The organism is Aminobacter sp. LjRoot7 (assembly GCF_964252895.1).
Lineage (GTDB): Bacteria > Pseudomonadota > Alphaproteobacteria > Rhizobiales > Rhizobiaceae > Aminobacter > Aminobacter aminovorans_B.
Genome location: NZ_CAXUPX020000006.1, coordinates 284,672 through 306,757, shown reverse-complemented (window position 1 = coordinate 306,757; position 22,086 = coordinate 284,672). Strand labels below are relative to the sequence as shown.

Below are 22,086 nucleotides of genomic sequence, written 5' to 3'. Positions count from 1 at the left end.
ACATGCTCCTCAAAGCCATTTCCCTCTCGCGGAGCTACGACCATGATAGCACCACTACCGTTGCCCTGCGCGACGCGTCATTCGATCTGATGGATGGTGAGTTTGTGGCGATCATGGGACCTTCGGGCTCCGGTAAATCGACGCTCATGAATATCATCGGTTTACTTGACCGACCAACATCCGGCAGCCTGATTTTTGCGGGCGAGCATACTGCGAACCTGTCGCCCGATCACGCAGCGCGGTTGCGGAATTGTCGGATCGGCTTCGTGTTCCAGTCATATAATTTGCTGGGCCGCAACACGGCTTTGGAGAATGTAGAACTGCCCCTCGTTTACGCGGGCGTGCGTAGACGCGAGCGTGAGCTGCGTGCGGCGGAAGCATTGGACAAGGTGGGGCTTTCTGACAAAGCACAACGATGGCCGCTGCAGCTCTCAGGTGGCGAGCAGCAGCGCATAGCAATCGCCCGGGCGCTCGTAACAGACCCCGCGCTAATCCTTGCAGACGAGCCCACTGGAGCGCTTGATAGCCGGACGGGCAACGAAATCATGGCGCTCCTCCAGCATCTCAATGAGCAGGGACGTACCATCATCATGGTGACGCATGACGACATCGTCGGAAGTCATGCGTCACGCATCATAAGGCTGCAAGACGGCACGATCATCGGCGACCAGGACGTACCTGATCGCTTGCTGACCGGGCCGACTGGGCGCAAATTACGTGGATGGGGCGTGACCGGCTTCGGTTAGTTCCTCAAGTAGTGACTGGAGAGCGTTCGAGTGCGTGCACGGGTAGGTAGCAAGGCAGACGATGGCTGTCCCCCGCTTTTTGGGATCATGGACAGTTGCTCATTCAAGCTCACTTGACCGGGAGAATCTCGATCAGGTCAGGCGTCCCCTGTTAGCAGGAGCAGTGACTTGAACTGGTGGGAGGGGTTTCGCATCGCGCGCAGGGCGCTTTGGGTGAACAGGCTGCGCAGCTTTCTCACCATGCTCGGCATCGTTGTCGGGGTGGCCTCGGTCATCGCGATGGTCGCGCTGGGATCGGGCGCAAAAGCACAAGTCGAAGAACAGATCCGATCATTCGGGGCGAATGTCTTGGTGATCGAGCCGATCGCAGGCCAAAGCGGCGGCGGTGCCCGCCTGGGCACTCTGACCGAGCCCGACGCCCGAGGCATTGCCGGGCTCCCCCCCGTGCGGGCAGCCGCGCCTTCGGTTCGCGGCCACGCTCAGATCGTACGTGGCAATAGAAACTGGAGCACAACCGTCAATGGTACGACCGTAGATTATTTTGTGGTCCGTGATTGGCCACTTTCGGCTGGACGACAATTCTCCAGCAAAGAAGAAAGTAGTGCTGACAAGGTCGTGTTAATCGGACACACGGTCGCCCAAGAGCTGTTTCAGGGAGGCAATCCAATTGGAGCCGAAGTCCGGATTCTGAATGCACCTTTTCAGGTCATCGGTGTTCTAGCGGCCAAAGGCCAGTCCGGTGCGGGGACAAACCAAGACGACGTCGTATTTGTTCCGATTTCCACCGCAAAGAGGCGGCTCTTCGGGGGCGGCGACGATGGCGACCGCCAGTCTGTTGCCTACATTCTTGCCAAGATAGTAAGTGAAGAAAAAGTCGGACCGGCGGTCGCTCAAATCCAAGCACTGCTGCGCCAGCACCACCGCCTAGGGTCGGATCGCGACAGTGATTTCATTGTTATCAATCCGGCAGAGGCTATGGCACTGCGCAACGCCACGACAACGACATTTGCCTGGCTGCTGGCTTCGATCGCATCGGTGTCCCTGCTCGTTGGCGGCATCAGCATCATGAACATCATGCTGGTCTCGGTCACCGAACGCACTCGCGAGGTCGGAATCCGGCTTGCCATGGGCGCGCGACGCAAGGACATACGAACCCAGTTCCTGATGGAAGCCATTACGCTCTGCCTGCTCGGAGGGTTGATAGGCCTCGTTCTAGGCGCCGGGATCGCCATTGCAGCAGGCCGACTCGCCGGATGGCCCATTTTCATTGGGCTCAACGCGCCGGTGCTCGCCATCGTTTTCTCCGCCTCGGTCGGTTTGTTCTTCGGATGGTATCCGGCATCCAGAGCAGCTCGGCTTGAGCCGGTTGAAGCACTTCGCCATGAGTAATCGAGTGGCCTGCCGACCGTTTGTCGGCCTGTTGAGAGGGCCCAGCCAATCAGATGGTTGGCCATTGTGTTTCTCTTAGTTTTTGGGAACAATGCTTAGGTCGGTTTTCGCGGGGGCGTTAAGCCAGAGCGGCATCAATGAGTGAACGACCCGTTAGCGCAGGCGACCATGTCCTTGTGCGGCTTGAAGTGACCCACCGACTTAACGGCGGCTATTTGATCTTGGCTGGGCCTGGCGTCACACCGATAACCGTCCATGAGGACGAAATCCTAACATTTGCGGCAGTCCAACGAGAGGCACCTGAAGGGAACGCCTGCTCGCTTAGCTGCGGTTGAGTAACCCCCATCGTCCCACGACGATTTCACTGGCCGACGCTGCTGACTTGGCCGGGTTCCGCAATCGTCCACGACATCGGCGCTGGCGCCGCAAGAACCATCGGTGGCACTCTGACAATGGCATCCGCCGTGAGTGAAAATAGCAAGCAGATAACTTCCCGTCGTATAGGGCGCATCCGGTCTCGATGAAAAAGCCGAGCAACTATGTCCGCCTCGCGGCTTAGCCCAGATCGCCGACATCGTCGATTCAACCCGGCCAATCGTATTTCTGGGCAGCGCGAACCATTGCTGCGGTGGCCGGACTGAATTGCCTTCCCGGCACGGTTACAAGGGAAATGGTCCGCGTCACCGACGGCTCGACAAGCGGACGCTGCAGAAGTTCGGGCAACGTGACGGAGTATTCCGGCATGAAGGCGAAGCCAATTCTGGCGAGCACCATCGATTGCACCCAGTCTTCGCGCTCAGAGCGAAAACGGGCGTACAGGTTCACATTGGTCTGTCGACAAACATCCATCACCATGTCTCGCATCTCGCATGACAGGCGATCAACATACGGTTCGTCGGAGAGGTCGCTCAACCGGATGGCGTCAACGGCCGATAGCCGATGGTCGGGCGGGAATATGACGACATAGCGTTCCTTGTAGAGCTCTTGGACGCGGAAGAAATCGCCAAGGCCGTCGAGAGGATTGAGGACGGCCAGATCGAGTTCGCCGCTTTCGAGACGGCTTTTCAGATCGCCAACTTTTCCTTCGCTGACCTCAAGGTCTACTCCGTGGAATTCCTTCTGGAACCGGGCGAGAAATCGCGACAGCTTCACATGGCCGATGGTTGACATGATGCCAAGGCGAATGGGCACCTGATCTAGAAGCCTGAAATTGTCGGCGAGAGTCCGGGCCGCTTCCGCCTCCTGCTTGATGTGTTGCAAATGCGGGAGAAGCGACCGACCGAACTCACTCAGGAGAACACGCTTTCCTTCCCGGTGGAACAAGGCCGCGCCAAGTTCATCTTCGAGGGTCTTTATCGCCTTGGTCAGGGCGGGCTGCGACACATTGCATTGGGCGGCCGCCTTGGTGAAGTTCAAAGCTTCTATGGCCGCCAGCACATACCGGACCTGAGACATCTCCACGGTTGACCCCTCCCAGAGCTCCTCGGAACAGGATGATACCATACCGATCCATAGCCGTCGGTTATGGATCGATAGAAAACAAGTCGTTCCCAGCGGGCCCTGATCGTGGTCTGCTCTCCCCGCATGAAAAGAGGAGGACGAGATGAGCGTCTATATGGTGGAACGGGATCTCAAAGGGATCAGCATGGAAGCCCTTGGTGGCGCGCAGAAAGCTGCGATCAGCAAGGCAACTGAGATGTCAGCCGCAGGCACGGAGATCAAGTATCTTCGCTCAACCTTTGCGCCCGAGGACGGCCGCTGCATGTGCCTCTTCGACGCCAATTCCGATGCCGACGTTAAACGTCTGAACGACGATGCAGGCCTGCCCTACCACAAGATCGTCCCGGCACTTGATCTTACACCGTGACCGATGAGGCCGCCTTACAAAGGGCGAGCGCAACTCCGCCTACCCAACGTTGCCGTTTTGTTCCCCGGCGGCGTTTTGCTTTTGGCATAAGTCGACGGGCCGGATCGTGAAGGAAGTGCGTGCGGCGAGCGAGCCCGCAAGCGTTGATTGCGGCGCTGGCCTTGCTGCCAGATTGGTACTGTGAAACCCGCTCGCGCTTTGGACTGAACTTCAAATCACCGCGCGAGCTCATCCGTCTCAGTGCTTAAACCCAACCGCCGGCTGTCCGGCGAAACGGGGTCCACTCCAGCATCCAGAGAGTCGCTGTCGCCGTACCGGACCCTCGGATCGATCAGGTGCGCAGGCGCTTCTTCAACAGATTGAACGATGACACCTTCTACAGCCATGGCTCGGGATCGTCCCTGAGCGGCGGCCTTACCGGACTCTGACGCTGCACAGGAAAGCGCCACGCATAGGGGCGTCATACCTTGCCGAAGTGAAGGGCCTTTTCTGGGCGTGCTCAATCGGGCGGGCTCAGTCACAAGCACCATGCGAGGGTCGTTGGGGTCAATATCAACCCGAAGTCTCCTCTCTTGGGCTGCGCTGGTCATTGTGGGTTGAGGTACCCAAGATCAGCCGCCTTGATGCATTGCAGCAGTGATGGCTTAGGTTCGTGACGTTTCCAGTCGCTTAGGTGATCCGACGGTTACGCCGCCTACCCTGCACGGATACCGAAATTCCCTACTAGGCTGAAAGACATTCCCTGTTCCGTTTCATAGGGAATTGCGACGTAAACCTCTGCGCTGCCTCAACAATTCGTCGCACAGAACCGATGAAGCACCTGAAACGTGACGAAATTCCCTGAATTTGGGGTGCTATCAGGCTAATCGTCGGTTGAGGCCCGTTCGCGAGAGACTGCGCACACCACCAGCGGAATTCACCATCGACTTGTATTGCTGATCTTTCCAGAGCGACGCTGCCAGATCCCCACCAGACATGTTCGCTGATGAGCGTGCACCAAATGATTTTGATGAAAATGCAGACGATTGTCGTCGCGCCAATCGAAACGCGGCACAGACGCCCTTCAGCAGGCTGAGTGGGTGGGCGTCCACAATTGCAGCGCTGAGATCCTGCTTAATGTGCTTTGCATCTGCTTCATGCGCTTTGCAGATGCGCCCTGCGGCACCTGTCCGGCACCGGCCTGCTGAATGTTCGGCAGTACCTATCTTCCGCGCGCGACAGACGGAAGCCCGGCCACGCATCGTGTAGCCGGGTTTCTGGAACATTCGGCACTTGCAGTCGGAGACGGGATCGCTCACTCTCTGCTGTAGGGCACGCCAAGCGCTTCGGGTTGGTGCGTGCGCGACCTGAGTCCAGCCAATAGCACCAGCGAGGCGACGTAGGGCAGGATCAGGAAGAAGTGGTGCGGGATCGACACTCCGACCACCTGGGCATGGATTGCGACCGCCTCGAGCAGGGCAAAGATGAAGATCGCACCGACCACCCGGAACGGCATCCAGTTGCCGGCGATGATGGCGACGACGACCAGCCAGCCACGGCCGGCGATGAGGTCGGGCACGAAGCGGTCGGAATAGCCGAGCATCAGGAATGCGCCGCCAAAACCCGACATCAGGCTGCCGAACATGATCGCCAGGCACTGGCGCCAGCCGACGCTCAGACCCTTGACGTCCAGCGCCTTGGGGTTCTCGCCGACGCAGCGGATCTCGAGGCCGTATTTGGTACGGTAGAGGAAGAACCACACCGCGACTGGCAGCACAAAGGCGACATAGGTCAACAGCCGCTGCGAGAACAGGATCGGGCCGAGAAACGGAATATCCGACAGGATCGGAACGTCGACCTGGTCGAAGCCGGCGAATTTGGGCGGCTCGCGGCCGATGACATAGGTCTGGAACCAGAACAGCGTGAGCCCCGAGGCCAGGAGATTGAGCGCCAGGCCGGCGACGAACTGCTCCGCTTTCAAGACGATGGTGACGAACGACATGATCAGGCTGATCAGGGCACAGGCAAGCACGGCTGCAAGCAGCGCCAGCCAGGGCGAACCGGTGGTCGAAGCGACGACGTAGGCGACCACCGCGCCGAGCAGCATCGTGCCCTCGACCGAGATGTTCCAGATCCCGGCGCGCTGGGTGACCAGCTCACCCATGGCCGAGAACAGCAACGGAGTCGCGATCCGGACCATGCCGGCCAGGATGCTGATCAGCAGCGGACCTTGCAGCAACTCAAGCATGGACTTTCTCCTCGACGCGCACCAACTGAAGTTTTGTCGCGACCGCAGCGCAGAGGAAAAACAGCAGCACCAGCCCTTCCATCGCCGAGACAAGGCCTGCCGGCGTTCCGCTTTTCAATCGCATGTAGATGGCGCCGCTCTTCAGTGCGCCGAAGAAAAGTGCTGCAAGCATCACCCCGCTGGGGCGAAGGCCGCCGACCATGGCAACGACGATGCCGGAGCTGCCGATGCCAAGCAGCGTCTCGGCGCGCAGCCGATGCGAGGTGCCGAACAATTCGCCGGCACCGGCCAGGCCTGCAAGCGCACCCGACAGCAACATCACCACCAGCAACAGCCGCCGGATGTTGGTACCGCGGAAGCGCAGTGCGGTCGGGTTGGAGCCGAAGGCGCGGATCTCGTAGCCAAGCGACGTCCGTTCCAGCAGCACGGCACAGAAGGCTGCTGCTGCAAGCGCCAGGATGAAGCCGATATGCATCTTGCCGGAGCCCTGGCCGAGCAGGATCGGCCATTCGAGCAACGGGTTGACCGGCGACGACTGGTGATAGGCAACTGTCAGGCCGCTCTCCATCCACGGGCCGCCATCGAGAAGATAGGCGAGGATATAGATGACGATGTAGTTCAGCATGACGGTCGAGATGACCTCGCTGGTGCCGAAGCGGACCTTCAGATAGCCGGCGAGCACGCCGAGAACACCGCCGCCGACAAGGCCGGCAAGGGCAATCAGCAACCACGCCAGCCAATAGGGCAACGGCGCCACCCAAAGGCTCATCCAGTAGGCTGCCATCGCACCGGCGAAGACCTGCCCTTCCTGGCCGATGTTCCAGATCTTGGCCCGGAAGGCGATAACCGTGCCGAGCCCGACGAGCAGCAGCGGCGTCGCTTTTGCCAGCGAGCCATAGAGCGCGTTTTGGCTGCCGAAGGCACCGGTGAGCAGCGCGGAAAACGCCTTCGCAGGGTCACCACCCGAAAATGCTAGCAAGACGGCCGAGGTCAGGAAGGCGCACATCATCGCCGTGGAATAGCAGGTGATGTTCCAGCCCAGGCTGCTGCCCGAGCGTCGTTGAACTGAAATCATTGGACTGTCCGTTCAGGCTCTTTGGCGTCTCCCGCCATCATCATTCCGAGGTCGAGCAACGAGGTTTCCTCAGGGCGTACGATGCCCATGATCCGCCCCTTGAAGATCACCGCGATGCGGTCGCAAAGGCGCAGCAGATCGTCGAGTTCCTCCGAGGCCAAAAGCACGGCAAAACCGGCAGCGCGTTTCTCCAGGATCTGTTCGTAGACGAATTCGGAAGCCGCGACGTCGAGCCCGCGTGTCGGCTGGTTGGCAAGCAGCAGCCCGCGCGCATGCAGGAACTCGCGCGCCAGGATGACGCGTTGCGCATTGCCGCCCGACAGCCTTTCGACCGGCAGCTCGGCCGACGCTGTCACCACCTTGAATTCCTCGATCTTCTTGCGGGCAAGCAGGCCGAGCTTGCGCCGATCAAGGAACGGCCCACGGCGATATTCGGGCGCACGCTGCCAGCCGAGGACCAGGTTCTCGGCTGTGCCGAATTCCGGGATCAGCCCTTCGAGAAAGCGGTCATCGGGCACGAAGCCGACGCCACGGTCCAGCATTTCCCGTGATGTTGGTGCCACGATCGCCTCGCCGTCGAGCGAAAAGCCGCCCGAGCTCGCCGTGCGCACGCCCATCAGGACTTCGAACAGCTCCTTCTGGCCGTTGCCGGCGACACCGGCCAGGCCAAGGACCTCGTGCTTGGCGATGTCGAAGCTGACATCCTTGAGCACGTCCTCGCTCCAGTCGCCCTTGGCGCAGACATTGCGCACGGACAGGAAATCGCCAGCCGGCGTGACCGACCGGTCGCGGACGTGCTTGGTCACCTTGTGTCCAACCATCAGCGCGGTGATCGCTTCCGCCGTGCTGCCGGCCGTTTCGACGGTTGCCACGACCTTGCCCTTGCGCAGGATGGTGACCCGGTCGGACTGCATCACCTCGCGCAGCTTGTGGCTGATCAGGATGATCGACAGGCCGCGGCTGCGCATACCCGAGATGATCCTGAACAGCTGGTCCGACTGTTGTGGGGTCAGCACCGCAGTCGGTTCGTCGAGGATCAGCAATTCGGCGCCGAAATAGAGCGCCTTGAGGATCTCCACCCATTGCTGCTCGCCGACCGACAGCTGCCAGATCTCGCGATCCAGGTCGATGTCGATACCGCACTCCTGGCAAAGGGCAAGCACCTTGCGGCGCGCTTCCGACTTGTTGAGAAAGACGCCGACATCGGAGCTGCCGACGATGATATTTTCCAGCACGGTGAAGTTGGAAACCAGCACGAAATGCTGGTGCACCATGCCGATACCGAGGCGGAGCGCATCGGCGGGCGAGTTGAGTTCGGCGGTCTTGCCCTTGAACACGATCTCGCCGCTGTCGGCGCGGTAATAGCCGTAGAGGCAGGCCGACAAGGTCGATTTTCCAGCACCGTTCTCACCGAAGAGGCAGTGGATCTCACCCTTGCGCACGTCGAGGCTGACACCGTCATTGGCGGCAACCGCGCCGAAGCGCTTGGTGAGATTCTGGACCTTGAGCAGTTCTTCCGCCACCACAGGCCGCACCATTTGTGCCGCGCAGTTCACTTCACTTCCGCCGTATTCACTGCAACGACGAGTTCACGCGAAAGGATCTTCTGCCGGGTTGCGGCAATTTCCTGCTTCACAGCATCGGGCAACTTGGCTTCGAACTCATGGAAGGGCGCGATGTCGGTGCCGCCATCGGCCATCGAGAACCACTTCGGTTCCGCATTGCCGCTGAACTGGCCACCGGCCTTGTGCTTCTGCCACTCGCCGACAAGCCATTTGAGGTCAGGCTCCCAGTTGATGACCGCGCTGGAAGCAAGTGCTGTCGGTGCATTCTTGCTCTGATCGCTGATGTTGGCGAAGCACATTATGTTGTGCTCCTCGCAAGGCTTGAAGTTGTCGGTCAGCATGAACACGACGTCAGCACCGGAAGCGATCTGGACATTGGCATGTTCGGCGGCCAGCGCATTGTCAGACCACGAGCCGATGAACGACACGCGATGCTGGACATCGGGGCGGACCGAGCGCGCGCCGTCGAGATAGGCGTTGATCTGGTCGTTGACGTCGTCGGCGGCAAAGGTGCCGACCAGTCCGACCACACCCGACTTCGTCGTCCGGCCGGCGAGCATGCCGAGCAGGTAGGACGGCTCGTGCAGGCGCTTGTACAGCCAGTACTGGTTGGCGCCGATCGGCGTGTTGCCGGAGCCTGCCACCACGAACATGATGTCGGGGAACTCGGTGTTCAGCTTCTTGATCTGGTCGGAATAGCGGCCATGGCCCCAAATGATGTCGTATTCGCCGCTCTCGGCGTAGAGGCGCATCGCGTTCTCGGCGTCCTCGTTCCACAGCGGATCGGTGTATTCCCAGGAAAGGTCGATGGTCGATGCAATCTCGCTTTTGATCTTGTTGAGCGAGTCGAGAAGCGTGCTGCACCAGCCGACGTCGACGCGGCTCTCCATGATGATGGCGATCTTGAGTTTGGTCGGCTCGGTCGCGAATGAGCGGGCAAGGCCCGCCAGCAAGATTGCTCCCGCAGAGCCCAAGAGTGCCGTGCGACGGGTGATGTTCGGTGCCATGTAAGGTTCCTCCATTCCAGCTCGAAAACTGTCCCATTCCGCCCGAGTGCTCGCGCTCAGCCTGCTCCAGGCAGACCGCGCAAAGCGGCGGAAACCTGCACCAACGACGTTCCCCTTGGTCTTATCTGTCGTCGGTTTTCGGTCTTGCAACCATTAGCTCAAGCTTTCATGCCGGCTTGGGCGCAACAATGGCTGCTATTTCAGTCAGGCATATCCCTGGTTAAACACAGCGGCTGCATTTCAAGCGGCGCAGCTGGCGTTGCCCAAGATGACGCCGTAGCGAAGGCCGCGGTCGCGAAGCCAGCGGCGATAGGCAGCCGAGGCAGCGTCCGCACGGATCGGCACTTCGGCGCGCGTGTCGAGCGGCAACCGCTTCGGCACCTGGTTTTCCAGGATCGGCTTGTCCTGGCCGAGGATGGTCTGATGGAAGCTGCGCATCGCAGCAAGGTTGGTCACATCGTCGACAAGGCAGATGACGATATGGACCAGCACGCATTCTTCGCTGACCGGCTGGCCGAACAAGGCGATGACGTCGCGGCGGGTGGCGTCCGTCGAGCCTGTTTTGTAGAGCACCGCGCAAAACGGATGCGGGATGCGGTAGACATATTCCATATCCTCGCCGCTGTCAGAACCGGCATTGGCCTGCGGCTGGTAGAACTCGCATTCGGTGACCAGGATTTCCGGCGGCTCCGGATAAACGGTGACCTTGTAGGGCTTGACCTCGGTGTGAGGCTCCTCGCCGAGGATGCCGGTGTGGACAAAGGGAAAATGTCCCATGTCGAGAAAATTCTCGACGGCGCGCGGCGCCGATACGGCGACACGCGTGACGCCCTGGACGATGACACTGCGGTCTGGTTCGTTGAACTCGACGATCTCGAACAGGTCGCGTGGAGGATTGCCGAGCGTCGTCCACAGATAGCCGAAGCGTTCGATCAGCGGCAGCGCCTCATCGCCCCGCCATACGCCAAGCATATCGCCACGCCGCCCGACCTGGATCGCCTGGCCGAGCAGGATCGTCGAGATCGTCGCCTGGGCGGGCAGCTCGTCGAGGGATGCCACGACATGCCATTCGTCGAGAGCGACCGGATCTATCGAAGCGAGGTTTCCCATACTGGCCATCCGCAATACTCGTTCAGCACATTGCGGCCTCGAAACAGGCCGCAGGCGATAGTCGTTCGGTTCAGCGATTTCGGAGCGATTGCGGGCAGCTTTTGCCCGGCGCCATGTCTGGCGAGCACCTGTGTGCCTTAGACAGTCGTTCCTCCGCTGCCGGTCTGGCTGGTGTCTTGGGCCACAGCTCCGATCGGCAGGTGAAGAATTCCACGGATGACGCCCGATCCGCCATGCATGCGGTTGGCAATCGCATATCGCCAGTTCACCCGGCGGCAGATCGCGTCTACGCGCCGCGCGCCTGCTCGCGCAACTCCGTCGGCGAGCAATCGAACGCCAGCTTCACCTGGCGCGAGAAGTGGTAGGGGTTCTTGTAGCCGACCTTGTAGGCGATCTCGCTGATCGACAGCCCGGTCCGCTGCAAAAGGTGGGCGCCATAGTCGACACGGCAGCGCCAGAGATAGCGCGCCGGCGTCATGCCCATATGCTTCTTGAAGGCCGAGACCAGATATTGCGGGCTGACCCGCACCTGTTCTGCAACATGTTCGATGGTGAGGTCGCCGGCGAAGTGCTCATCGAGGTAGCGCCTGGCACGCAGGATCGTCTGCGGCACCGGCTTTTCCGCTGCCAGAACCCCGGCTTCGTAGATGTAAGCGTTGAGCAGCGCGTTGGTCAGTGCCTCGCGCAGTCCGCTGCGGCTGTCGCGGTCGCCGATGCCGAGGTCGACGCCAAGCTGCATGAGGGTCTGGACCTGGGGCGTCGCGTCGATAAAAGGCGCGATCTTGCCGGCTTCCTGGTAGAGCCAGCCGGCATTCTGCGGGCGGCCGTCGCACCAGCTGACATGCGAGAAGCCCCCCTCCTGCGCGATGTAGTTGTAGCGGTCATGCGTGAGCGAGAAGGCGCACTGCCCGGCCTCGAGCTTGGTCACTCTGTCGTCAGCCTCGATCGTGGCACTGCCGATATGGACGACGATGAAGGCGAGGTAGTCGCCCATGATCGGCCCATACTGGCCACCGGTCTCATAGGTCAGTTCCCCGAAGGTGTTTTCGCGACTGAGATCGATCGGGGGCAGACGCATACTGATCTTTCGCAATGTTCACGGACGCGCGCAGAGCGCATCCCTGCTCCGATGCATGGTGGACATGATCATCGGAGCATTGCTCCGCCGGCGCAAGCCGGCGGAGCCGCGTCTGCTGGAACGGGCAAGCGCTAGAACGATGCTTCCATACGCACGAAGCCGCCGATCATGTCGGCGCCGTCGGCGGCAAAATTGTCGTAGAAGCCGATCTCCGGCGTGACCATCAGATCAGGCACGACCTGGTAAGCGACATTGGCAACCGCGGCAAAGTTCTCGTCTTCGTCATAAGACAGCTGGAAATTCACCGAAGCCTTGTCCGAGGCCTTGATAGTGGCCCCGCCCCACAACGCCCACCGGCCGCCCCAGATACCGTAGAACTGGGAATAAGCAGCACTGTCGTCGCTCTTGAGGCCTGCCATCGCGAACGCGGAAACCGTATCGCTGAAGGTGGCATCGAGGCGCAGCTTACCTGACCACTCCTCCGACACCGAGTCGTAGGCAGCAACAAGAGCCACGCCACCCCAGGACTGGGCATAGGACAGGCCTGCCACGACATGCGGCATGTAGCTGTCAACAACGAACGGGTCGTAGCCGGTTTCGAGCGACACTGCCGCAGTGAAGCCGTTTTCGTTCTTGTAGGTGTAGGCGATCTGAGGCGTGGCAAACGGGCCGTAGCCGATGATGTCGTCCTTGGAGACATAACCTGCATAGTTGACGAAGGTGATGAACAGCGAGTCGTTCACCCCTATGCGCAAGCCGCCCAGCTCGATGATGGCGCTCTCGATCTCCATCGCTTCGTGGCCACCGTCAGAGTCGATGTCATGCTGGAAGTTGATGTGCATGTAGCGGCGCAACGTGCCGAGTTCAGTCTCCGAGCGGGCATCGATCTTCAGCGCCGCGCGGGCACGCTTGAAATAGGTATCGCCCCGGCCGTCATCGTCACGGTCCGCGCCAAACAGGTCGCCCACGCCGATCTCGTAGCGAATGTAGCCGCCGACGCGCAGGCAGGTTTCAGTCCCCGGCAGATAGTAGAAGCCGACGCCATAGGTATCGCAGATCCTGACGTAGCCGATCGGCTCCGGTTCGGCTGCGACCATGACATCAGCCGCTTGGGCGCCATGGGGCGCACCGATTGCCAGGGCGCAGCCAAGCATGACTTTCCTGTAGTTCATTGTCCCGGTTCCCTCCCGATTTGTAGCTGTTCTGGTTTCCATGCCGGGGTGGACTTCCCCGGATGCAGGCGGCAATCGTCGCGATCCAGGCGCTCCTCCCCGTTGGCGTCAGGCAGCATGCGTCGTCCCCCATCGCATGACGGAGGTGCATGATGCCTGCCGATGAACGGCCGGCCTGGATCTTGGTGTGGGCGGCGATTGCGTTGCGACGTTAGGACAGGCGCGGCGCTGTCCGAATGGCCGAGATACGCAAATCCATATCTGCAGGTAATGCGAAAAGGAGCCAATGCAGCAGCGGCCAAGCTGCCGCATTGGCTCTCAGCCGCCCAGGGTCAGATTGAGCGGCCTTCGTAGATAGGGAACTCGGCGCAGAGCCATTCCACGGCGGAGTGAATCGACCGCTCCTGCTCGGCGGCGCGATCGGTGCCGACAGCATCCAGCACGTCGGCAATCAGCGTGCCGACCTGGGCGAACTCGGCCTCGCGGAAGCCACGCGTAGTGGCAGCTGGTGTGCCCAATCGAATACCCGATGTGACCGCCGGCGGTGCCGGATCGAACGGAATGCCGTTCTTGTTGCAGGTCAGCCCGGCCCGGCCGAGTGCAGCCTCCGCGTCCTTGCCGGAGACACCCTTGCTACGCAGGTCGACCAGCATCAGATGCGTATCGGTGCCGCCCGATACGATATCGAAGCCGCGCGCGGACAAGGTCGTGGCAAGCGTACGCGCGTTAGCTACCATCTGCCTGGCATAGTCCTTGAAGCCATCCTCAAGCGCCTCGCCCAAAGCAACAGCCTTGGCGGCGATGACATGCATCAATGGACCGCCCTGCAGACCGGGGAAGACCGCCGAGTTGAGCTTCTTGGCGATGTCGGCATTGTTGGTGAGGATCATGCCGCCACGTGGTCCGCGCAGCGTCTTGTGCGTGGTCGTCGTCACGACGTCGGCGAACTCAATGGGATTGGGATGCACGCCGCCGGCAACCAAGCCCGCGAAATGCGCCATGTCGACCATCATCAGCGCCCCGACGCTGTCGGCGATCGCCCGGATGCGCTTGAAATCGATGATGCGCGGATAGGCCGAGCCGCCAGCGATGATCAGCTTTGGCCGCGCTTCGAGCGCCTTGGCCTCCAGTTCGTCGTAGTCGATCAGGCTGTCGCTCTCGCGCACGCCATACTGCACGGCATTGAACCACTTGCCCGACATCGTTGGTCTTGCGCCATGGGTGAGGTGTCCGCCTGCCGCGAGCGAAAGCCCCATGAAGGTGTCGCCCGGCTTCAGCAGGGCAAGCATCACGGCGCCGTTGGCTTGCGCACCGGAATGCGGCTGCACATTGACATGGGCCGCGCCGAATAGCCGGCTCGCCCGCTCGATCGCCGCGGCTTCGGCCAGGTCGACATACTGGCAACCTCCGTAGTAGCGATGGCTGGGATAGCCCTCGGCATATTTGTTGGTCAGCACCGAGCCCTGCGCTTCGAGCACTGCAGGCGAGACGATGTTCTCGGAGGCGATCAGTTCGATCTCCGACCGCTGGCGGCCGGTCTCCCGGGCGATCGCGTCGGCGATTACAGGGTCCTGGCGCTTCAGGTCGCGTTGGAAAAAGCCGGACATGCTTCTTTGTCTCCTGGCAATGAGTTTGGCGGACGCAAGCCTGCGCCCGCCCCTGGGCGAATGAACGGCTAGTTGACTGCGTCGGGCGGGGTACGCCCTTCGAAGAAGGCCGTGAGGTTGTCGATCACCCGCATTCCCATGGCGATGCGGGTCTCGTTGGTGGCACTTCCAAGATGTGGCAGCAGCACCACGTCGTCCCGTTCGGTCAGCGAGCGCGGCACCACCGGCTCGCTTTCGAACACATCGAGCCCCGCACCAGCGATGCGCCCGTCGTCGAGCGCGTTGATCAGGGCCCGTTCGTCGACGATATCGCCGCGCGCGGTGTTGATCAGGAACGCCGATTTTTTCATGCGGCTGAGGCGACGGCTGTCGATCAGATAGTGGTTTTCGCCGCCGCCTGGACAATGCAGCGACACGAAATCGGCCGCGGCAAGCACGTCGTCGACAGTTGCCAGCTGGCGCGCCGGCATCCCGGGATCGGCAACCGGCTGGCTGTCGTAGAAGACGACATCCATGCCGAAGCCATAATGGCAGCGCCGCGCCATCGCCTGGCCGATGCGGCCCATGCCGATGATGCCGATAGTCTTGCCGGTAACCTGGGTACCGCAGAGATGGGTCGGCCGCCAGCCGGTCCATGTTCCAGAGCGCAGCTCGCGCTCGCCTTCGCGGGCACGGCGGGCGCACATCAACAGCAGCGTCATCGCCAGATCAGCAGTGGCATCGGTGAGCACCGCAGGGGTATTGGTGACCACCACACCCGCAGACTTGGCAGCAGCAACATCGATGTGGTTGTAGCCGACACCGAAATTGCCGAGGATTTTCGCTTTCAGGCCGTCCGCAAACACCTCTGCGCCAAGCCTGTCCGACACTGTCGGCAGCACCGCATCGGCCTCCCGCAATGCCGCGCGCAGCTCACTCCTGTTGTACGGGCGGTCGGTTTCGTTGAGCCTGACATCGAACTGCCTGGCCAGCCGCTCCTCGACTTCAAGCGGCCAGCGGCGGGTGACGATTACCTTCGGTCTGGTCATCTTGTCCCCTCAAGCCGCGCGGTCTTGCTGCGGCTGCCGATCGCGAGTGAACTCGGTGCGGTACCATTCCTGGGCGGCGGCAACGCCGGAACCGGCTTCGACCTTGGCGCCGGCATCGCGCAACGACATTTCCGCCGAGGCCAAAGCCGCAAGGCACATCACCTCGTTGAGATCGCCGAGGTGGCCGATGCGGAAGACACGGCCGGCAACCTTGCTCAACCCGGCGCCGAATGAGGTGCGATATCTCGAATAGCCGTTGGCGATGACATGCCGGGCATCGATATCGTCAGGCACGACGATCGCCGAGACGGTGTTCGACCACCACTTCTCCTCCTTGGCGCAGAGCCTGAGCCCCCAGGCATGCACGCCACGGCGCACACCCTCGGCGAGGCGTTGGTGACGGACGATGATGTTGTCGAGCCCCTCGGCGAAGATCAGGTCAAGCGACGCCCGCAGCCCGTGCAGCAGCTGGGTCGGCGGCGTATAGGGGAAGAAGCCGGTGGCGGATGACGCCTTCATGTCTTCGAAGCTGAAGTAGCAACGCTCCATGCGCGATTGCTTGTGCGCTTCGAGGGCCTTTTCGCTGACCGCAAGGATGCCAAGGCCGGCCGGCAGCATCAGTCCCTTCTGCGAACCGGTGACGGCAAGGTCGACGCCCCATTCGTCCATGCGGAAATCGATCGAGCCGATCGAGCTGACGCCGTCGACGAACAGCAGGGCGCCATGGCCGGCTGCGTCGAGGGCCTTGCGCACGCCGGCGACGTCTGACGTGACGCCGGTGGCCGTTTCGTTATGCGTGGCAAACACAGCCTTGATACGGCCCTGCTTGTCGTCGCCCAGCCGCCGCTGGTATTCCTCGACCGGAACCCCCTCGCCCCACTCGACGTCGATGCAGTCGACTTCGAGGCCGAGCCGCTGGGCCATGTCGACCCACAGATGCGAGAACTGGCCGAAGCGCGACATCAGTACCCGGTCGCCGCGGTTCAGCGTGTTGGAGATGGCCGCTTCCCATGCGCCGGTGCCGGAGCCAGGATAGATGAAGACGGTGCCTGTATCGGTCCTGAATATCTTCTTCAGATCGGCAAACAGCGGCAGCGTCAGTTCCGGATAATCCGGCGCGCGCATGTCCTGCATCGAGACATTCATCGCCCGCCGAACGGCATCGGGGATGTTGGTCGGGCCTGGCACGAAAAGGTGCGTGGTTCCATTCTTCATGACGTGGTTCCTCCTGTTGGTGGCGCGGCACGAGTGATCCTCGCGCCGCGCCCATTGCCGGCTGGCATGCACTGTTTCCCAAGGTCGCGTGGTCAGGCGAAGACGACGGTCTTGCGTCCGTTCAGCATGACGCGGCCTTCGAGATGCCGTTTGACGGCGCGGGCGAGCACGCGGCTCTCGATGTCGCGGCCGGTTGCGACAAAGTCCTCGGCACTCATGGAATGCGCGACGCGCTCGGTTTCCTGCTCGATGATCGGTCCTTCATCGAGATCGGCGGTGACGTAATGGGCCGTCGCCCCGATCAGCTTCACCCCATGCTCGAAGGCCTGGTGGTAGGGTCGCGCGCCCTTGAAGCTCGGCAGAAACGAATGGTGGATGTTGATCACCTTGCCGAACAGGCGCTTGGCGAGATCGTCCGAGAACACCTGCATGTAGCGCGCCAGCACGACCAGATCCGAGCCGGTCGCCTCGACCACCGAGAGTACGCGTTCCTCTTGCTGGCGCTTCGTGTCCTTGCTGACCGGCAGCAGGTGGAAAGGCACGCCCGCCCAATCGGCCGTTTCCCGGCTATCGTCATGATTGGAGATGATCGCCGCCACCTCCGCATCAAGCCAGCCGACGCGGATCTGGTAAAGCAGGTGCAGCAGGGCGTGGTCGAACCTGGAGACCATGATGACCATCTTCGGCCGGCGCCGGCGCTCCAACAGGGTCGTCTCTATCGCGAAGCGTCCGACCACCGACCGCAAGCCATCCTCGATGGACGCCGGAGTGCCGAATGCAGTTGCGAAGGCGATGCGCATGAAGAAGCGGTTCGACGCCTGGTCCCAGTACTGGCTGCTCTCGGTTATGTTGGTACCGAGTTCCGCCAGCTGCGCAGTGACCGCAGCAACGATGCCAGGCCGGTCCTGGCACGAAAGCTGGAGCACGAAGGATTGCTGGACAGCAGCCCGGTTCATCGCAGATTGATCCGCGGTCGGCGGGCTCCCTGATGTTCGCTGTACCAGGCAAGCGTCTTTTCCCAGCCGCCAAAGGGGAAGAAATGCAGATGCAGCGGTCCCTTGGGCTCGGGATAGCTGGATACAATTGCCTCGATGACATCGGCCGGATTGCGGTCGGATATGACATTGAAGATGCCGCTCGCCGAGCGCTTCAGCGCGGCAACCGACGCGCCGACCCCGCACATCATGGCGAACTTGATGAGCTTGGCCAGGCTGGTGACGCCTGCGAGCCCAACATGGACGGGAAGCCCCGGAAACTCTTCGTGCAAACCTCGCGCCCAGGCGCCCATGGCAGCGCCGTCGAAGGCGAACTGCGAGACCACACGTGCATCGATGGAGCGGGCATCGCAGATCTCGAGCTTGCGCCACAGCGCGTCCGCGAGAGCGGCATCGGTAATGTTTGGGTGCCCCTCGGGATAGCCGGCGACGAAGGCCGTACGGATGGTCGAGTCGCGAAGAACGGGATGAGCCAGCAACTGCGCCGATTCACTCATCGGCCCGGGGAAAAGTGCCGGATTGCCGCCGAGGAACAATGCCTCGGTGATGCCATTGCGGCTGTGCGCGCGGACGAGGTCGATGAAATCCTGTTCGGTCTTGAAATTGCGGGCGCCGAGATGCGGCACGGCGATGTAGCCCATCTCCCTGATACGCAACGCTGCCTCCACCTGCATCGCCTCGGGCTTGCCGGTGAGATGGGTCAGGAACACGCGCGAGCCCAGCGGAAACTGCTCGATGTCAGGCGCGAAGCCACGCACCTGCTCCGGTGCGAGCTCGATGGACATTGCCTGTGCCACGCCCCGGACAGACGGCCTTGCGGTAACGGTTTCAGTCAGTTCGGTCATGGTCTGCCCTTGATTCCTTGCGGCAAGCCCCGGGCGTTCGCCGCCATGGCGGGCGACGCCACGTGTTCCTGGCGCCGGGCGGATCAACCGCCCGGCGGTTCTTCGGGGAGGATGCGACGCTTGCCGCGTCAGCCGTTGGCGCGCTTCAGCGACAGGAACGGCAGTTCGATGACACGGGCGTTGACGTCGATCGTCTCGCCGTCGCTGGTCCAGCGCAGCGTCAGCTGCGCGCCGATCTCGGCTGCTTTGCCACGCAGATGGCCGAAACCGATCATCTTGCCGACCGATGGCGACCAGGCGACGCTCGAGGCATGGCCCACTTCAGCCCCGTCGTGGAAGGCCGGCACCGGGTACCAGCGCACGCGCCGGAGATTGCCTGGCGCACCGCCTTCGAGGCCCTTGCCGCCGGCGGCCCGCGACCAGTCAATATCGAGGCCGACGAGCTTCCGGTGATCGCCTGCATCCGACATGCGCTGCAGTGCGGCCTTGCCGACGAAGTCGCTCTTGCGCAGGTCGATCAGGCGCCCGAGGCCAAGATCGTAAGGCGATGCGCGGAATTTGCCGGCGGCCTGGATGCCGGCGCCGCCGTGATCGGGTCCGGCGCTGGTGTAGTCGTAGCCGACGATCAGCAGCCCTGCCTCGAGCCGCGCCAGATCGAGTGCCCAGGCACCAGCAGGCAGAATGCCGAACGGCTCGCCCGCTTCCTGCACCGCATCCCACACAGCAGCGCCATCGGCGGCCTTGACCCAGAGCTCATAGCCGTGCTCGCCGGTGAAGCCCTGGCGCAGGATCTCGACCTGCCGGCCGGCAATGGTGACGAAACCGAGCCGCGAGAACGGCAGTTCGTCGAATGCATTTCCGGTCACAGCCCGCAGAACTTCCCGCGAGCGCGGTCCCTGCAAGGTGAGGATGCCATAGTCATCGGTGATATCGGTCACCACGACGTCGAGGCCCTCGGCATGGCTCTTCCACCAGGTGAAGCCGGGATCGGCCGAAACGCGGAACGTGGTTTCGTCCATGCGGAAGACAAGGCCGTCGCCGACGACATGGCCGTTCTCGTCGCACCATGGCGCGTAGTAGATCTGGCCGACCTTGAGCTTGGTGATGTCGCGCGGGATCAGGCTGTCCATCAGCTTCTCGGCGTCGGGACCGGCAATGACATATTTCGACAAAGGCGACATGTCGCCCATGGCGACCCTGGTGCGGATCGCCGCCAGTTCCTCGACCATGTCGGAATAGGCATCGACGACCATGTTCCTGTCCCAGCGCATCCACAAGGCGTTCTGGTTCAGCGGCGCCGTGCGCTCGACGAACGGTGTGCCGCGGAATGCGACCCGGGCATCGGCTGCGGCGGTCAGGCCGGTGATGAATTTGACGTCGTCCATAGAAGTCTTTCCTCCACGCGCCCCACGAGCGGGGCAGCAATTGCCGATGCTGGTGCGCACCGGTTTCCCCGACGCGATCAAATTCACCTTGGCCGTCGAAGAATTGGCGCAGGCACATGCCCGGCACTGTTCCATCGCTGCTTTGGCGAAGCCCTTTCAACGGGCCATTTCAACCGCGTCTATTGCTGTCGAGATTTTCACGGAGGAACAAAATTCGGAATGCCCGGAGTTGCCGGAGGGATACCTGAGGTTCAAGTGATGGCAGTCGACGCCGGCGTTGTTGAAAACGCGCAGGCGTAGACGAACATGTCGTCTGCCTATTGGGAGTCCGCATGCTGGCCATGAAAACATCTAATTGGCGCATGTGACGTACAACGGCTAACCGTCTGCCCATGTGGCGATCATCCTGTGGCGGCGAACGGCACACCAGGATCGTCCAGATGCTGGTCAACGCGCCGACGACCTCTACCGCTCCAGGACGGCAGGTTCGGCTTCCAGGGGATAGCCCACGCAAATGGACAAGACCAAGACAGCCTTGGCGAACCAGCGATGGGCGATGCTCGCCCTCGTCGTGATGATTGGCGTCAATCTTCGGCCCTTCATCACAGCCCCGGCGACCCTGCTCCCCTACATCGTCGAAGATACCGGCATGGGATATGCCGGCATCTCGTTGCTCACTTTGCTGCCAATGGCGCTCATGGGCATCGGCGCGTTTGTCGCGCCGGCCATTCAGATCGCAGTCGGAACGCGGCAGGGGTTGCTGGCAGCGCTCGCCTTGCTAATGGTTGGGTCATTGCTGCGGTTTGCTGCCTTTGATGGCGGCACGATGATCCTGACCGCCATTCTGTGTGGCGCAGGCGTTGCCTTCGTCCAGGCCGTATTTCCGGGGATTATCAAAGCTCGCTTCCCCGCCAGCGTACCGACAGTCACCGGACTGTACTCGGCCATGATCATGGGCGGCGGCGCGGTTGGCGCGCGGTTGATGCCTGCGTTGGCAAATGCAGGGTACAGCTGGCGGGCAGCGCTCGCCTGGCTGGCAGCTCCCGTTTTCGTGGCCTTGCTGGCCGCCTTCCGCGTCCTTGCAAATGCAAAAGCGACGGCACCGGCCAGGCCGATGACAAGGCTGCTTCTGCAGCGCCCGCGCACATGGGCACTGATCGCGGCGTTCGGGCTGGTCAATAGCGGCTATTCGTCGATGGTGGCCTGGCTTGCGCCCTACTATCAGGCCCAGGGCTGGACGGGTTCGCAAAGCAGCAACCTGGTAGCCATCATGGCTCTGTGCCAGGCGGCCTCGGCCTTCGGCTTGCCCTTCCTGGCCCGCGGCACAAGCGACAGGCGTCCCTGGCTATTGTTTACGGCCGCCGTCCAGGTCGTCGGCTTCCTGGGCCTGGCATGTCTTCCAGCACCCTGCGCCTGGTTGTGGGTCGCACTTTGTGGCGTGGGGCTTGGTGGCAGCTTCGCGCTCGCCATGGTAACCGCGCTCGACCATCTGCCCCACCCCGATCAGGCGGGTGCACTTGCCGCCGCCATGCAAGGAGGCGGGTTCCTGATCGCAGCCTTTGGACCCTATGCCATGGCAACGCTGCACGGTTTCACCGACAGTTTCTCGGCTGGCTGGGTCATGCACGCCATGCTCGTGACGGCAAGTGCAGTCTTCTATTTCCGTTTCGACCCCAGCCGTTACGGCGAGGTCATGGAGCCGATCGAACCGTATCAATCCAGTCCCTCTGCGGCGACGTAGCTCGACAGCGCATTCCAAGTGATGGGGTCGGTGA

The 22,086-nt window shown here is 61.9% G+C and carries 20 protein-coding genes; 5 read left to right on the top strand and 15 right to left on the bottom strand.

The genetic code is table 11. The features are described from left to right. The first annotated feature begins 2 nt into the window (after positions 1–2). Complete coding sequence (locus tag ACSQ3E_RS18820) at positions 3–746, top strand: ABC transporter ATP-binding protein (RefSeq protein WP_154387627.1); 744 nt, start codon at positions 3–5, stop codon at positions 744–746. A gap of 168 nt (positions 747–914) precedes the next feature. Then, entirely contained in the window at positions 915–2,135 is a 1,221-nt protein-coding gene (locus tag ACSQ3E_RS18815; protein WP_185910278.1) for an ABC transporter permease, read from the top strand. A gap of 582 nt (positions 2,136–2,717) precedes the next feature. On the opposite strand, the gene ACSQ3E_RS18810 is transcribed toward ACSQ3E_RS18815, so the two are convergent. After that, positions 2,718–3,590 (bottom strand): LysR family transcriptional regulator, encoded by an 873-nt coding sequence (locus ACSQ3E_RS18810; RefSeq protein ID WP_159097857.1) that lies wholly within the window; start codon positions 3,588–3,590, stop codon positions 2,718–2,720. Between the two features lie 148 nt (positions 3,591–3,738). On the opposite strand from ACSQ3E_RS18810, the gene ACSQ3E_RS18805 reads away from it, so the two are divergent. Further along, positions 3,739–4,002 (top strand): DUF4242 domain-containing protein, encoded by a 264-nt coding sequence (locus ACSQ3E_RS18805; protein WP_185910270.1) that lies wholly within the window; start codon positions 3,739–3,741, stop codon positions 4,000–4,002. An 857-nt stretch (positions 4,003–4,859) separates the two neighbouring features. Here ACSQ3E_RS18805 and ACSQ3E_RS18800 read toward each other — a convergent pair. The 14 genes from ACSQ3E_RS18800 to ACSQ3E_RS18735 form a co-directional block, all read right to left on the bottom strand. Next, on the bottom strand, positions 4,860–5,267 hold the full coding sequence (locus tag ACSQ3E_RS18800; protein ID WP_436123872.1) for a hypothetical protein: 408 nt from the start codon (positions 5,265–5,267) through the stop codon (positions 4,860–4,862). A 29-nt stretch (positions 5,268–5,296) separates the two neighbouring features. Then, positions 5,297–6,229 (bottom strand): ABC transporter permease, encoded by a 933-nt coding sequence (locus tag ACSQ3E_RS18795; protein WP_436123871.1) that lies wholly within the window; start codon positions 6,227–6,229, stop codon positions 5,297–5,299. Beyond that, positions 6,222–7,304: an ABC transporter permease gene (locus ACSQ3E_RS18790; RefSeq protein WP_436123870.1), complete on the bottom strand. Its 1,083-nt coding sequence runs from the start codon at positions 7,302–7,304 to the stop codon at positions 6,222–6,224. Before ACSQ3E_RS18790 ends, ACSQ3E_RS18795 begins: the two co-directional genes overlap by 8 nt. Beyond that, entirely contained in the window at positions 7,301–8,860 is a 1,560-nt protein-coding gene (locus ACSQ3E_RS18785) for an ABC transporter ATP-binding protein (protein ID WP_436123869.1), read from the bottom strand. The genes ACSQ3E_RS18790 and ACSQ3E_RS18785 overlap by 4 nt, the downstream gene beginning before the upstream one ends. After that, on the bottom strand, positions 8,857–9,876 hold the full coding sequence (locus ACSQ3E_RS18780; RefSeq protein WP_436123868.1) for a BMP family protein: 1,020 nt from the start codon (positions 9,874–9,876) through the stop codon (positions 8,857–8,859). Before ACSQ3E_RS18780 ends, ACSQ3E_RS18785 begins: the two co-directional genes overlap by 4 nt. A gap of 240 nt (positions 9,877–10,116) precedes the next feature. Then, on the bottom strand, positions 10,117–10,986 hold the full coding sequence (locus ACSQ3E_RS18775) for an aromatic ring-hydroxylating dioxygenase subunit alpha (protein WP_436123898.1): 870 nt from the start codon (positions 10,984–10,986) through the stop codon (positions 10,117–10,119). A gap of 286 nt (positions 10,987–11,272) precedes the next feature. Next, on the bottom strand, positions 11,273–12,064 hold the full coding sequence (locus ACSQ3E_RS18770; protein WP_436123867.1) for a helix-turn-helix transcriptional regulator: 792 nt from the start codon (positions 12,062–12,064) through the stop codon (positions 11,273–11,275). A gap of 131 nt (positions 12,065–12,195) precedes the next feature. Continuing rightward, the gene (locus ACSQ3E_RS18765; RefSeq protein ID WP_436123866.1) at positions 12,196–13,236 is read right to left on the bottom strand and encodes a porin; all 1,041 of its coding nucleotides are present in this window, start codon (positions 13,234–13,236) and stop codon (positions 12,196–12,198) included. A 332-nt stretch (positions 13,237–13,568) separates the two neighbouring features. After that, positions 13,569–14,843 (bottom strand): serine hydroxymethyltransferase, encoded by a 1,275-nt coding sequence (glyA, locus tag ACSQ3E_RS18760; RefSeq protein ID WP_436123865.1) that lies wholly within the window; start codon positions 14,841–14,843, stop codon positions 13,569–13,571. Between the two features lie 68 nt (positions 14,844–14,911). Next, positions 14,912–15,871: a 2-hydroxyacid dehydrogenase gene (locus tag ACSQ3E_RS18755; RefSeq protein ID WP_436123864.1), complete on the bottom strand. Its 960-nt coding sequence runs from the start codon at positions 15,869–15,871 to the stop codon at positions 14,912–14,914. A 9-nt stretch (positions 15,872–15,880) separates the two neighbouring features. Beyond that, on the bottom strand, positions 15,881–17,086 hold the full coding sequence (locus ACSQ3E_RS18750; RefSeq protein WP_436123863.1) for an aminotransferase class V-fold PLP-dependent enzyme: 1,206 nt from the start codon (positions 17,084–17,086) through the stop codon (positions 15,881–15,883). A gap of 92 nt (positions 17,087–17,178) precedes the next feature. Continuing rightward, entirely contained in the window at positions 17,179–18,042 is an 864-nt protein-coding gene (gene purU / locus ACSQ3E_RS18745) for a formyltetrahydrofolate deformylase (RefSeq protein ID WP_436123862.1), read from the bottom strand. Next, complete coding sequence (locus ACSQ3E_RS18740) at positions 18,039–18,866, bottom strand: methylenetetrahydrofolate reductase (protein WP_436123861.1); 828 nt, start codon at positions 18,864–18,866, stop codon at positions 18,039–18,041. The genes purU and ACSQ3E_RS18740 overlap by 4 nt, the downstream gene beginning before the upstream one ends. A gap of 188 nt (positions 18,867–19,054) precedes the next feature. Then, a complete protein-coding gene (locus tag ACSQ3E_RS18735) occupies positions 19,055–20,311 on the bottom strand; it encodes an aminomethyltransferase family protein (protein ID WP_436123860.1) in 1,257 nt (418 codons plus the stop codon). A 46-nt stretch (positions 20,312–20,357) separates the two neighbouring features. On the opposite strand from ACSQ3E_RS18735, the gene ACSQ3E_RS18730 reads away from it, so the two are divergent. Both ACSQ3E_RS18730 and ACSQ3E_RS18725 read left to right on the top strand, forming a co-directional pair. Then, entirely contained in the window at positions 20,358–20,570 is a 213-nt protein-coding gene (locus ACSQ3E_RS18730; RefSeq protein WP_436123859.1) for a hypothetical protein, read from the top strand. A 255-nt stretch (positions 20,571–20,825) separates the two neighbouring features. Then, complete coding sequence (locus ACSQ3E_RS18725) at positions 20,826–22,052, top strand: cyanate transporter (protein ID WP_436123858.1); 1,227 nt, start codon at positions 20,826–20,828, stop codon at positions 22,050–22,052. The last annotated feature ends 34 nt before the right edge of the window (positions 22,053–22,086 follow it).

Coding starts and splice junctions, on each gene's coding strand:
- ACSQ3E_RS18740 (WP_436123861.1), bottom strand. CDS start 18,866: ATGTCCATCGAGCTCGCACCGGAGCAGGTGCGTGGCTTCGCGCCTGAC.
- glyA (WP_436123865.1), bottom strand. CDS start 14,843: ATGTCCGGCTTTTTCCAACGCGACCTGAAGCGCCAGGACCCTGTAATC.
- purU (WP_436123862.1), bottom strand. CDS start 18,042: ATGAACCGGGCTGCTGTCCAGCAATCCTTCGTGCTCCAGCTTTCGTGC.
- ACSQ3E_RS18750 (WP_436123863.1), bottom strand. CDS start 17,086: ATGAAGAATGGAACCACGCACCTTTTCGTGCCAGGCCCGACCAACATC.
- ACSQ3E_RS18810 (WP_159097857.1), bottom strand. CDS start 3,590: ATGTCTCAGGTCCGGTATGTGCTGGCGGCCATAGAAGCTTTGAACTTC.
- ACSQ3E_RS18805 (WP_185910270.1), top strand. CDS start 3,739: ATGAGCGTCTATATGGTGGAACGGGATCTCAAAGGGATCAGCATGGAA.
- ACSQ3E_RS18770 (WP_436123867.1), bottom strand. CDS start 12,064: ATGCGTCTGCCCCCGATCGATCTCAGTCGCGAAAACACCTTCGGGGAA.
- ACSQ3E_RS18765 (WP_436123866.1), bottom strand. CDS start 13,236: ATGAACTACAGGAAAGTCATGCTTGGCTGCGCCCTGGCAATCGGTGCG.
- ACSQ3E_RS18795 (WP_436123871.1), bottom strand. CDS start 6,229: ATGCTTGAGTTGCTGCAAGGTCCGCTGCTGATCAGCATCCTGGCCGGC.
- ACSQ3E_RS18755 (WP_436123864.1), bottom strand. CDS start 15,871: ATGACCAGACCGAAGGTAATCGTCACCCGCCGCTGGCCGCTTGAAGTC.
- ACSQ3E_RS18725 (WP_436123858.1), top strand. CDS start 20,826: ATGGACAAGACCAAGACAGCCTTGGCGAACCAGCGATGGGCGATGCTC.
- ACSQ3E_RS18730 (WP_436123859.1), top strand. CDS start 20,358: ATGCTGGTGCGCACCGGTTTCCCCGACGCGATCAAATTCACCTTGGCC.
- ACSQ3E_RS18800 (WP_436123872.1), bottom strand. CDS start 5,267: ATGTTCCAGAAACCCGGCTACACGATGCGTGGCCGGGCTTCCGTCTGT.
- ACSQ3E_RS18780 (WP_436123868.1), bottom strand. CDS start 9,876: ATGGCACCGAACATCACCCGTCGCACGGCACTCTTGGGCTCTGCGGGA.
- ACSQ3E_RS18790 (WP_436123870.1), bottom strand. CDS start 7,304: ATGATTTCAGTTCAACGACGCTCGGGCAGCAGCCTGGGCTGGAACATC.
- ACSQ3E_RS18820 (WP_154387627.1), top strand. CDS start 3: ATGCTCCTCAAAGCCATTTCCCTCTCGCGGAGCTACGACCATGATAGC.
- ACSQ3E_RS18735 (WP_436123860.1), bottom strand. CDS start 20,311: ATGGACGACGTCAAATTCATCACCGGCCTGACCGCCGCAGCCGATGCC.
- ACSQ3E_RS18775 (WP_436123898.1), bottom strand. CDS start 10,986: ATGGGAAACCTCGCTTCGATAGATCCGGTCGCTCTCGACGAATGGCAT.